This window comes from Ectothiorhodospira shaposhnikovii (assembly GCF_016584105.1).
Classification (GTDB): Bacteria; Pseudomonadota; Gammaproteobacteria; order Ectothiorhodospirales; family Ectothiorhodospiraceae; genus Ectothiorhodospira; species Ectothiorhodospira shaposhnikovii.
In genome coordinates this window covers 1-12179 of record NZ_NRSM01000027.1, presented here as the reverse complement: position 1 = coordinate 12179, position 12179 = coordinate 1, and the positions used below count along the sequence as shown (strand labels likewise).

Below are 12179 nucleotides of genomic sequence, written 5' to 3'. Positions count from 1 at the left end.
GACCTCTATCGCATTTTCAGGGACGATCAAAAGGGGTTTTTAGAGTGGACGAGAATCGCAAGAAGGCACTATCCGCGGCACTGGGTCAGATCGAGCGTCAGTTCGGCAAGGGTGCCGTCATGCGCATGGGGGATTCCACCGCCGTGCGCGACGTGGCAGTGATCTCCACCGGTTCCCTGGCGCTGGATATCGCGCTGGGCATCGGCGGCCTGCCCAAGGGGCGGGTGGTGGAAATCTTCGGTCCGGAGTCCTCGGGCAAGACGACCCTGACCCTGCAGGTGATCGCCGAATGCCAGAAACAGGGCGGTACCGCTGCCTTCGTGGATGCCGAGCATGCCCTGGATCCCAGCTATGCCGAAAAGCTGGGCGTGGACGTGGACAACCTGCTGGTGTCCCAGCCGGATACCGGTGAGCAGGCCCTGGAAATCGCCGACATGCTGGTGCGTTCCGGCGCCGTTGATGTGGTGGTGGTGGATTCCGTGGCCGCTCTGACCCCAAAGGCCGAGATCGAGGGTGAGATGGGGGATGCCCATGTGGGTCTGCAGGCCCGTCTCATGTCCCAGGCCCTGCGCAAGCTCACGGCCAACATCAAGCGTTCCAATACCCTGGTGATCTTCATCAACCAGATCCGCATGAAGATCGGCGTCATGTTCGGCAACCCGGAAACCACCACCGGCGGCAACGCCCTCAAGTTCTATTCCTCCGTGCGTCTGGACATCCGGCGCACCGGTGCCATCAAGAAGGGCGACGAGGTGATCGGCAACGAAACCCGGGTCAAGGTGGTCAAGAACAAGATGGCCCCGCCGTTCAGGGAAGCCAATTTCGAGATCCTCTACGGCGAAGGCATCTCCCGCCTGGGCGAGGTGATCGACATGGGCGTCAAGGACGGCATCGTGGACAAGGCGGGCGCCTGGTACAGTTACAAGGGCGAGCGCATCGGGCAGGGCAAGGACAATGCCCGCAACTTCCTCAAGGAACGCCCGGAGATTGCCGCCGATATCGAGGCCCAGATTCGGGAAAAGCATCTGCCCAAGCGTGGGGCGGTAGAGAGTGAGCCTGAAGTCCCGGCAGAAGACTGAAGCAGAGTCGGCGGATGATGCCGCTGTTCGTCTGTTGGCCCGTCGGGAGCACTCACGCCGGGAACTGTGGTCGAAATTGGCTGACCGCGGGCTGGAGCAAGCGTCCATCGAGGCGGCTCTGGACCGGCTGGAGTCCAGTGGTCTGCTCAGCGATGAGCGATTCACGGAAAGTTTTGTCAGACATCGTATCGGGCAGGGGCACGGTCCGATGCGTATCTGTGCCGACCTGCGGCAACGGGGCGTATCCGAGCCGCTGGTGCAGGCCGTCCTGGACGCATCCCAGGCCGATTGGGAAGCCTTGGCCCACGATGTCCGCATGCGCCGTTTTGGCCCGGTGCTCCCCGGTGATTATCGGGAACGCAGCAAGCAGATGCGGTTTTTGCAATATCGAGGATTCCCCACGGACATCATACGCCGTGTCATGACCGACGAAGACAAGACATGAAAAGCGCCGACATACGAAGCAGTTTCCTCGAGTACTTCCGCTCCAAGGGACATGAAATCGTCTCCTCCAGTTCCTTGGTGCCCGGTAACGATCCCACCCTGCTGTTTACCAACGCGGGGATGGTCCAGTTCAAGGATGTGTTCCTGGGGCGCGAGCATCGTCCCTATGGTCGCGCCACTACCTCCCAGCGCTGCGTGCGGGCCGGTGGCAAGCACAACGACCTGGAAAACGTCGGTTACACCGCCCGTCATCACACCTTCTTCGAGATGCTGGGCAACTTCAGCTTCGGCGACTACTTCAAGCGTGACGCCATCCACTATGCCTGGGAATACCTCACCGTCGTCCTGAAGATGCCGGCCGAGCGCCTGTGGGTCACGGTTTACCAGACCGATGACGAGGCCTACGACATCTGGACCCGGGAGATCGGCATTCCCCTCAATCGCATCACCCGCATCGGCGACAAGCCCGGTGGTGGTTCCGATAATTTCTGGCAGATGGGGGACACCGGTCCCTGCGGTCCCTGCACCGAAATCTTCTATGATCACGGTCCCCATGTCTGGGGCGGTCCGCCCGGTTCCCCCGAGGAGGACGGCGACCGCTACATCGAGATCTGGAACCTGGTCTTCATGCAGTATGACCGGGACAAGGACGGCAACCTCAACCCTCTGCCCAAGCCCTCGGTGGACACCGGCATGGGTCTGGAGCGCCTGGCGGCGGTGATGCAGGGGGTGCATTCCAACTACGAGATCGACCTGTTCCAGCACCTGCTGGCGGCGGTCGGGCGCCTGGTGGGGACCACCGATACCCATGCCCCGTCCTTCAAGGTCATTGCGGACCACATCCGCTCCTGCAGCTTCCTGATCACCGACGGTGTGATGCCCGCCAATGACGGCCGGGGCTATGTGCTGCGCCGGATCATTCGTCGCGCCGCCCGTCACGGCCACAAGCTGGGTCTGAGCGAACCCTTCTTCCACAGGCTTGTTGCCCCGCTGGTGCAGGTGATGGGGGATGCCTACCCGGAACTGGTGAAGGCTCAGGCCCAGGTGGAGCAGGTTCTGTTGCTGGAGGAGCAGCGTTTCCAGGAAACCCTGGAGCATGGTCTCAAGCATCTGGAGGAAGGTCTTGGTCGCATTGCCGACAAAACCATCCCCGGCGGCCTGGTATTCAAGCTCTACGACACCTACGGTTTCCCCGTGGACCTGACCGGAGATATCGCCCGGGAAAAGGGTCTGGAACTGGACATGGCCGGCTTCGAGCACGAGATGGAACAGCAGCGCGACCGCGCCCGGGCCGCCAGCACCTTCAAGATGGCCGATGCCGGCGCCATGGCCGTGGGCGTGGCGGATTCGGACTTCGTCGGTTACGAGGCCGTGGCCGGCGACGCCAGAGTGGTACGCCTGGCCGCCGGTCCTGATCGTCAGGGCTGTGAAACCCTCAATGAGTCGGAAGAGGGCAGTGTGGTGCTGGATACCACTCCCTTTTATGCCGAGTCCGGTGGCCAGGTAGGCGATACCGGCGTGATCGAAGGTCCCGAGGGCGAGTTCCAGGTCACCGACACCGTCAAGCAGGGTGGTGTCTTCATTCACCACGGCCTGATGTTGCGGGGGTGTCTGAAGACGGGTGATCCGGTCCATACCCGGGTCAACGAGGATCGCCGTCAGGCCGTGGTGCTGAACCATTCCGCCACCCACCTGCTTCATGCCGCCCTGCGGGAGGTCCTGGGGGAGCATGTGCAGCAGAAGGGATCCCTGGTGGCACCGGATCGGCTGCGTTTCGATTTCTCCCACTTCGAACCCGTCACCCAGGATCAGATCGAGCGTCTGGAAGCCATGGTCAACCGCGCCATTCGGGCCAACGTGGCGGCGGAGGCGCGCACCATGCCCATCAAGGAAGCCCTGGCCGCCGGCGCCATGGCCCTGTTCGGCGAAAAATACGGCGACGAGGTACGGGTGCTTTCCCTGGGCGGATTCTCCACCGAACTGTGCGGTGGCATCCATGTGCAGCGCACCGGTGACATCGGGGTATTCAAGATCGTTTCCGAAGGGGGCGTGGCTTCGGGTATCCGTCGGATCGAGGCGGTGACCGGGGAAAATGCGCTCCAGTACATCGGCGAAACCGAACAGCAGCTTGCGCGCGCGGCGGAATTGCTGCGGGCCGGTCGTGGTGACCTGGCGGACAAGGTGCATCAGGTGCTGGACCGGGCCCGCACCCTGGAAAAGGAATTGGAAGCCATCAAGGCCAGGCTGGCCTCCCAGGCCGGTTCCAGCCTGTCCGATCAGGCTGTGGAGATCAACGGCGTCAAGGTCCTGGCCGCACGCCTTGACGGCGCGGATCCCAAGTCCCTGCGGGATACCGTGGACCAGCTCAAGAACAAACTGGGCGAGGCAGTGATCGTGCTGGCCACCGTGCAGGACGACAAGGTCAGCCTGGTGGCGGGAGTCACCAAGGGGCATGTCGGTAGCATCAAGGCTGGTGAGCTGGTGAATCAGGTGGCTCAGCAGGTGGGTGGCCGCGGTGGCGGTCGTCCGGACATGGCCATGGCCGGGGGTACCCGACCCGAAGGGCTGGATGAGGCCCTGGCCTCGGTCACGGAATGGGTCCAGGCCCGTCTCTGAATGCATGGGGGGTACCCGGCATTCGATGAACGGTTCTTCCACATGGCAAGGCAGTATTGTCTAATGACAAGCCTATATCCAAGTAAAACAATATGTCTTTAATCGTCCAAAAATACGGCGGTACTTCGGTCGGCAGTGTTGAACGCATCCAGAACGTGGCCGACAAGGTCATGGCGGCGCGTCGGCAGGGGCATGAAGTGGTGGTGGTGGTCTCTGCCATGAGCGGTGAGACCGATCGATTGCTGGGGCTGGCCAGAAGCATCCGTTCCGGTGTCGATGGCCGTGAGCTGGATGTTCTGCTGTCCACCGGTGAACAGGTTACCATTGCCCTGCTGGCAATGGCCCTGGAGGCAAAGGGGTGTCCGGCCCGTTCCTATACCGGCGCCCAGGTCCAGATTCTTACCGATAGCGCCCATAACAAGGCCCGTATCCGCGAGATCGACGGTGCCCGGGTGCGTCGTGATCTGGCCGACGGAAAGGTGGTGGTCGTGGCCGGATTCCAGGGCGTGGACGAGATGGGCAACATCACCACACTGGGCCGCGGTGGTTCCGATACCACGGCCGTTGCACTGGCCGCGGCCCTGAAGGCCGATGAATGCCAGATTTTTACCGATGTGGATGGTGTGTACACCACCGATCCCCGCGTCGTACCCAAGGCCCGTCGGCTGGACCGCATCACCTTCGAGGAGATGCTGGAAATGGCCAGTCTTGGATCCAAGGTTCTGCAGATACGCGCCGTCGAATTCGCCGGCAAATACAATGTACCGTTGCGTGTTCTATCCTCCTTTCAGGAAGGGGAAGGCACGCTCATCACTTTTGAGGAAGAGAGCATGGAGCAGGCGCTCATTTCCGGGATCGCCTTTAACCAGAACGAAGCCCAGTTGACCGTCGCCGGTGTGCCTGATCAGCCGGGCGTGGCTTACCGGCTGCTCGGTGCGGTAGCTGATGCGAATATCGAAGTGGACATGATCGTCCAGAACGTGGGGGCCGATGGCACCACGGACTTCACTTTCACCGTTCATCGCAATGATTTCGAAAAGGCCCTGGGTATCGTCCGTTCCCGTGCCGAGGCGCTGGGTGCCCGTCAGGTGACCGGTGACGACAAGATCGTGAAGATCTCCATTGTGGGTGTCGGAATGCGGTCTCATGCCGGCATTGCCAGCAAGATGTTCGAGGCCCTGGCGGCCGAAGGCATCAACATCCGCATGATTTCCACCTCCGAAATCAAAATCTCCGTGGTGGTGGATGAAAAATATCTGGAACTGGGGGTGCGTGCTCTGCATGATGCCTTTGAGCTGGAGCATGCCCAGTCCAGTAAGTGATCAGGGCCCGCAAGTGAGTGCGGTGGCCTGACGGGCGGGCCTGGATCGGGCCCGCTCTTGAAAGCAGAAAGCCGGCATCAAGCCGGTCACATACCGGACCGCAGAGTCTGGACTATAAAACACATGGTGATTGAATCCAGTCTGGAGTAAGGAAAATGCTTATTTTAACTCGCAGGGTTGGTGAAACCCTCATGATCGGTGACGAGGTCACTGTTACTGTGCTTGGCGTCAAGGGCAACCAGGTGCGCGTAGGCATCAATGCCCCCAAGGATGTTGCCGTGCATCGCGAAGAGATCTACGAGCGCATCCAGCGTGAGCAGGAAAGCGAGGGCAACGCCTGATTTTTGCCTTTAAGTACTTTACGTAAGCCCATCATTTGGGTACTATGTTGGCTTGCCGTCGTTGTTAAGGACAGCTTGACGGCAAGCTTGACTAAATCAAAAGTCAGCATTTCGGAGAGATGGCCGAGTGGTCGAAGGCGCTCCCCTGCTAAGGGAGTATGGGTCAAAAGCCCATCGAGGGTTCGAATCCCTCTCTCTCCGCCATATATTGCATAAAAGCCCCTGATTTCAGGGGCTTTTTGCTTTCCAGGCATCCGATAACCCACTCTCTGACCCACGCTTGCGCACTGGCTTTTACGGGAACCAGTTGGGCGCTGCTGGATGCTACCCGGTGGGGAGGCCAATGGATACCGTTTCAATTGCCTCGGGAGTGCCGAGAGGCGGGATACCCCTGCGTTCGAGGTATCCCGCCCTGCTGGTTCTGTCGAATTAGAACCGGCTGCCCAGGCTCAGGTAGACGTTACGACCCTTGCCCACCCGGGATGTGGTTTCCACATCCCGGGCGTTGATGTAGGGTTTGTCGAACAGGTTGTTCACCCCGAACGCCACTTCCACATCCTTCATGAAGGACAGGTTTCCCTGGGTCCGGGGCGTCCACACGGCATTGATGCCGGTCTGGGTGAAGGATTCACGCACATACCAGTACTCCACGCCACCGCTGGTGATGGTCTTGGGGTTCTGGTCCGGCTTGAACCAGTGATTGACCGATGCGCCCAGCCGCAGGGTGGAAAGGGGACGGTAATAGGCGGTGAGGGTCGCCTTGTCGGCAAAGGCCTGGGGCGTTTTTTCACCGGTGGCCTCGTCTTCAAGATTCACCCGGGAGAAACCCAGGCTGCCACCGGCCATGGGGGCATCGTAGGCCAGCGAGGCCTCGAAACCATCCCGGGAGACCCGATCCACGTTGCGGTAGGTGGCAAAGGGCGTCCCTTCCTCGGAGACGGGGCCGTCATGGTCGGCCCGCAGGGCGATCATGTCCTTGATCGTGCCGTCGAAGTACATGAACTTGACGCGCAGATGGTCGTTGGCGGTCAGCCAGTGCCGACGGGTATAGGAAAAGCCCAGTTCGTATTCGGTCACCACCTCGGGCTTCAGGTCCGGGTTGGGCAGATACCAATAATGGCGGTTGAGGGGGCCTTCCGAGGAGGTTTCATGGGGTGTGGGGGCCCGGAATGACTCCGAGACGTTGCCCAGCAGGTGGAAGCCTTCGAACAGTCTCAGGCTGGCTCCCAGTCGGGGAGAGAAGTTGTCGTTGTCGTAACTGCCCGGGTTTGCATCCACGCTGCGGTCAAAGCGGTCATAACGCCCGCTGACCTGGACCACCAGGGCATCGTCCAGGAAGCGGGATTCCATGTGTGCGAACAGGCCGGTGTCCTCGTAGGTATTGGGCATGGAACCGAATTCGGTGACGGCCCCGTTGAGCACATAGCTGGCGTCCTCCTTGCGACGTTCGTAATCCAGACCCAGGAGCAGGCGATTGGCGGCCGAGAAGGCGTCGAACTGCATTTCGTTCTGCAGACGCAGACCCCAGCGGCGGTCTTCGTTCTCATAGTCCAGCTTGCGGGACTGCCCGCTGTTATCCACGTAGTCGTAGCCCCGGTCATAGCTGGCATGGGACTGGTAGAGGGAGGCGGACAGGTTGACGAGATTGGAACCGAACGGGTTGAGGGTATAACCCGCCACGATGTCACGCTGCATCAGGTTGCCGTATACCGGTCCGGTGACCGCGCTGTAACCGGGGTGATACAGGGTCTGCCAGGTGACTTCGGTATCCTTGACGTAGTCGTAATAGGACAGCGTCAGACGGGAGTGATCGTTCAGGTTGTAGGCGCCCTTGATGAAGGCGACTCGAAGATCCTCCTGGTTGTCCACCGTGTCCGACTTGGTATCTGTCGTGACGTCGTAGGCACGGGCCAGGGTAAGATCCCCATGCCGGCCGCGTTTGCCGTATGCCAGCAGCTCGAAATTGCCATCACTGGGGGCGGCGGCTCCCGCCACGTAGGTTTCCTTGTAATTATTGGTTTCGTAGCGAACCCTGGTTTCCAGGCCGGTTTCCTCGCCGGGGGACAGGAAGTCGTGTGCATCCTTGGTGGTCATGGCGATCACGCCACCGATGGCACCGCTGCCGTGGTTGACGGACGAGGCGCCCTTGACCACCTCGACCCGCTTGAGCAGGTCATTGTCGGAGCGGAAGGTGGATATCTGGTTGGAGTACAGGGATGCGGAGCGGCGCACACCGTCCTGCAGGATGATGACCCGGTCTTCCGATTGATATCCAAAGCCACGGACATTGAATTGCTGACCGATGCCGCGACCGGAATCCCCGCCGGTGGTGACCCCGGGCACGCCGGCCATCGCTTCGATCACCGTGCTGTGACTGCGCAGGTCAGCTTCCTCCAGCACGGTGACGGAGCCGGGATAGCGCTGGACATCCGTTGCCATGCGGGTGCCGGTGACGGTGATCTGCGACATGCCTTCCACACCGGGGGGAAGTCCCTCCAGTACATACCGCTTTCTCAGGACATACTCGTTGTCCGCCGTTCTGGCCGCTTCGAGGGCGGTGCCCGCCAGCAGACGGGAGAGTCCTTCCTCCACCCTATAGGTTCCCTGCAGGGATCTGGCCTGCAGGCCGGAAACCAGGGCCGGGTCAAACAGCAGGGTGATCCCCGCCTGTCTGGCAAAACTGTTGAGTGCCTCCTCCAGGGTGGCGGCGGTGACCTGGAAATCCCTGGGTTCCGGGGGCGGGGCCGACTGCGCCGTTGCCGTGCCGGTACACATTATGAAACCGGCCAGTACCGCGTGCACCAGAATGGACAGGGGCTTTCGTCTCAGCCCGTGGGTGCATGATGCGGGGGGGAGTGTGTCGGAGGATCCTTGGGCCTGGCCACTGAAGGCAGGTGAGTGAAGGGGCATGGTGTCTTTTGACCTCTCGTTGAAAGAAACTGACCCTTTAAAGGCCGAACGAGCGTCGCAAACCCCGTAAACTTTTTACTCTGCGAGCCGCACCCACAGCACTCCGCCGGAATCCCGCTCAATCCTCACCGGCAAGGTCCGTGTCATTAAATCAAGGCTGCGGGGGACGGCATCCGGCGCATGCAGCTGAAAGACGCCTGACACCTTCAGTGAGGCTGCCGCCGGATCGCAGGCCAGCAGGCCGTCATGGAAGGGACTCAGTTGTTTGAGTAGCCGTTCCATCGGGATGGATTGAGCCACCAGCACCCTGACAGCGCGAGAGGGGAACCGCATCGATTCGACTTCCAGTGATTGCCACTGGCCGTCGCCATCAATACGAACCCGATCCCCCGGGCCGGCAATGGTGATCTGCCTGCCCTGCAGGAGCATGGCCACGCGCCCCGCCTCCACCTCCAGCGTGGTGGCGTCGGCAGCGGCCCGCACGGAAAAGCGGGTGCCGATGGCCACCAGACGGGCCTGGGGCGCGTCCACCTGGAAGGGACGTCCACGCAGCCGGAATCCCGGGTCCATGCCCGTATCGACGCGGATTTCTCCCCGAATCAGCGTGAGCCTGCGATCACGAAGGGAATAATCCACCATGATGCGAGTCTCCGGATTCAGCTCCAGTTGAGTGCCGTCCGGCAGCAGGGTATGCAGGAATTCATGTTCATGGGTATGTAAGGAGAGCCGGGGCTGGTTGTTTTCACAATGCCAGAGCAGTCCGCTTCCCGCGCCCAGGATACTGCCGACCAGCACCAGCAGACCTCGGCGACGGGCAGGGTTTTGCGGTGTGCCGTCGATGGTGTTTTTCAGGGCGCTGGAAAGCAGTGGCCCGGTGCCCGGCGGCAAGGTACTGAACAAGGACTCCACCCGCTGGACTGCCTTCCAGGCGGCGGCATGCCGTGGGGATGCCTTGATCCACTGATCGAAGTCTCGCCGCTGGCTCCCGTCGTGGATGCCAGCCTGCATTCTGACGGCCCATCGCACGGCCATGTCCAGGATCTCGGGCGGGATCTCTCCGTCAGGGTGTGTGTCTTCAGCTTGCCGTTCCATAGCCATTGTCCGGGAGGAATGAATGCTCAATGATGTGCCTTGGTGACTGTGTTCAGTCCAGGGCCTTGAGGCAGTGCAGGAGGGCGCAGGCCATGTATTTTTCCACTGAACTCAGGCTGACGCCCAGTGCCCGGGCAATTTCCGGGTAGCTCATGCCATCCACCCGGGACATGAGAAAGGCGGTACGAACCCTGGGTTTCAGTCCATTGAGTAACCGATCGACACGGATCAGGGTTTCCATGACCATGCACTGGACTTCGGGATTGGGCACCTCGGATTCGGGCAGTTCCGAAATGGCCTGCATGAAGGCCTGTTCCAGTTTTTTGCGCCGCAGGTGATCCACGGACAACCCTCGGGCGATGGTGGCCAGGTAGGAGCGGGGTTCCTTGATCGATCCCGCCTGTCGATCCCTGACCAGTACCCGTAGAAACGTGTCGTGGGCCAGGTCTGCCGCGACTTCGGAGCACCCCAGCCGGCGGTATAGCCAGGTGTACAGCCAGCGATGATGACCTTCATACAGGGCGGAGAGGGCTTTGGAGGGGGACGACATACGCGCGGCAGTCTCTGTGACAGAAAGAAACATGGCTGGCTGGCCGTCAATGAATTTCACAGCTTGGCTGGCTTATGGGGCGGCAATGATAATATTCATACGCAGGTCATTGCCAATGATTCTTATTAAATTTTCTTTTAACAAGTTCCTTTTCGGCATTCCAGCGCCTTCCTTACGAGATGCCTGTTTTTCCTTAATTTTCCTGTTCCTTTTTTCCCGCGTCACTCCCGCGCAGGCGGGAGTCCAGGATTTTCAGTCTGTCACTGGATTCCCGCTTACGCGGGAATGACGATACCCGGAAGCGGGCCTGCAAGTGAATGTCACTGGATTCCCGGTGCGGGGAATGACCCGAATTATGTCTGCAACCAGGCGGTTGTCCTGGGTTGCAGGGTGCGCAGCAGACTGGCCCATTCGCCCCAGGGCCACGATTGCTGACCGTGGTCGTCGATGGCCAGGAGCAGGTGTCCGTGAACATCATGACATTCGATGCCCAGGGTATCTCCCTGGTAGGCCGGTTTGCGGACGACCCAGATGGTTTCCACTGCATCCAGCGTCAGACATAGCCGGGTGTCGGGGGTCTGATGGATCCAAAGCGTGTTGTCCCTGATATCCGCCTTCGACACCGTGCCTGTTGTGCGCTGGGAGGCGCAGTCGTTGGCCACCGACAGACGGAGCGTCAGATGTTGCTCCAGTGAGTTCAGGCACTCCGCAAGAAGATGTAATGCCTCTGGTCTGGCCCGAATGGCAAACTCGGTGCCGATGGTTTCCAGGCATCGGGTCCTGGACAGGCCCGACAGGCCCGGGACCTGATCCACTGGCAGGTCTCCCGGCATCTGCCACCAGAGGCGGATGCTGTCCCTATCCAGTCGTTCCATGTAACGGGGTTGTGAATAAGGATGGCTGTGAGGGGGCATGGGGACGCGGGTGTGTTCCCGGCCTTGATGTGGGTTCAGAAAGGCCCTGATCCGGGCAGGTTCAAACCCGTTAGGCGAGGCGGACTCCAGGGCAAAGACCCGCTCGCCGTAGGTATCAAAAAATCGCAACGACCGCGTCACGGAGCCGTTTGCCTTTTCGACATCAATGGCAAAGCCGCTTTGCCAGGCATCGGTGTTCAGGACCAGGGTCTGTTGCGTGCCGAACAGGTGGAGGGTGCCGTTCACAGTGCGGGACTGCTGGATGCATGGAGTTTGATCCAGAGCCACGCCCCGTGTTGTGGTCACGCAGCGAATATCGGGCTGTTCACATAATGTATGAATGATGCCGAACCAGTCACTGCGGAGCCGGTGAACGCGCCGACCGCAGGACAGGGCCAGTTGCTGGGATTCCGTCAGCCCAAGGTAGCTGGTGTCATGGGCTGGCACCGCCGGACCGGGAAAGGTGACGTGAGCGGCGGTGTTGTCCAGGGAGGGAGATATGTACATGGCAAGCGCCTCCTGACTCAGGTCGGATGATGACGATGACGACCGCAGCCCCGGCAAGCCGGGGCGCATTTCTGATGGCTTTCAGCGGGCAGGGGGGACTGCGGTGGCTCCGGCACGACCTGCGGAGATTCCTTGGTATCGGCCTGGGCCTGATCGGAGACAGGGGTGAGTGTGTGCATGGGCGAGTCCGGTATTTGCTGGCAATAAACTAAATAATAATCATTATTATTTAATATTGGTAGCTTTTTGCCATGACTTGCCCTCAGTTTATCCTGGAAAAAATGGGTAACCGGAATATCTGGTTGATCTCTACCTTGGCGTTCATTCACAAATTTCACTTTCTCAACGGAAAAGCTGGTTGTTTTGTTGCCTCCTAACCATATATCACATAATATCCACCTGTG

General features: G+C 60.4%; 10 protein-coding genes and 1 tRNA gene. 6 read left to right on the top strand and 5 right to left on the bottom strand.

What is annotated here, in order from left to right; translation table 11 throughout:
• Positions 1 to 44: 44 nt before the first annotated feature.
• The 6 genes from recA to CKO35_RS13595 all read left to right on the top strand — a co-directional run bounded on the left by recA (position 45) and on the right by CKO35_RS13595 (position 6006).
• Positions 45 to 1079, top strand: a complete 1035-nt coding sequence (gene recA, locus CKO35_RS13620; protein ID WP_200176688.1) for a recombinase RecA — start codon at positions 45 to 47, stop codon at positions 1077 to 1079.
• Positions 1051 to 1524 (top strand): RecX family transcriptional regulator, encoded by a 474-nt coding sequence (locus CKO35_RS13615; RefSeq protein ID WP_200176687.1) that lies wholly within the window; start codon positions 1051 to 1053, stop codon positions 1522 to 1524. Before recA ends, CKO35_RS13615 begins: the two co-directional genes overlap by 29 nt.
• Positions 1521 to 4139, top strand: a complete 2619-nt coding sequence (gene alaS / locus CKO35_RS13610) for an alanine--tRNA ligase (protein ID WP_200176686.1) — start codon at positions 1521 to 1523, stop codon at positions 4137 to 4139. The genes CKO35_RS13615 and alaS overlap by 4 nt, the downstream gene beginning before the upstream one ends.
• Before the next feature lie 92 nt (positions 4140 to 4231).
• Positions 4232 to 5461: an aspartate kinase gene (locus CKO35_RS13605; RefSeq protein ID WP_200176685.1), complete on the top strand. Its 1230-nt coding sequence runs from the start codon at positions 4232 to 4234 to the stop codon at positions 5459 to 5461.
• Between the two features lie 155 nt (positions 5462 to 5616).
• Positions 5617 to 5802: a carbon storage regulator CsrA gene (csrA, locus tag CKO35_RS13600; protein ID WP_200176684.1), complete on the top strand. Its 186-nt coding sequence runs from the start codon at positions 5617 to 5619 to the stop codon at positions 5800 to 5802.
• Positions 5803 to 5915: 113 nt separating this feature from the next.
• Positions 5916 to 6006, top strand: a tRNA-Ser gene (locus CKO35_RS13595).
• 225 nt (positions 6007 to 6231) lie between these two features.
• Here CKO35_RS13595 and CKO35_RS13590 read toward each other — a convergent pair.
• From CKO35_RS13590 to CKO35_RS17810, 5 genes are all read right to left on the bottom strand, one after another.
• Positions 6232 to 8577 carry a TonB-dependent receptor gene (locus CKO35_RS13590; RefSeq protein WP_200176683.1) on the bottom strand — a complete coding sequence of 782 codons (2346 nt, stop codon included), beginning with the start codon at positions 8575 to 8577 and terminating at the stop codon, positions 6232 to 6234.
• A 210-nt stretch (positions 8578 to 8787) separates the two neighbouring features.
• Positions 8788 to 9804 (bottom strand): FecR family protein, encoded by a 1017-nt coding sequence (locus CKO35_RS13585; protein ID WP_200176682.1) that lies wholly within the window; start codon positions 9802 to 9804, stop codon positions 8788 to 8790.
• Positions 9805 to 9856: 52 nt separating this feature from the next.
• A complete protein-coding gene (locus tag CKO35_RS13580) occupies positions 9857 to 10354 on the bottom strand; it encodes a sigma-70 family RNA polymerase sigma factor (RefSeq protein ID WP_200176681.1) in 498 nt (165 codons plus the stop codon).
• A 353-nt stretch (positions 10355 to 10707) separates the two neighbouring features.
• A complete protein-coding gene (locus tag CKO35_RS13575; protein ID WP_200176680.1) occupies positions 10708 to 11775 on the bottom strand; it encodes a ChuX/HutX family heme-like substrate-binding protein in 1068 nt (355 codons plus the stop codon).
• Between the two features lie 17 nt (positions 11776 to 11792).
• A partial coding sequence (locus CKO35_RS17810) for a hypothetical protein (protein WP_207143771.1) occupies positions 11793 to 12179 on the bottom strand: 387 nt, incomplete at its 5' end.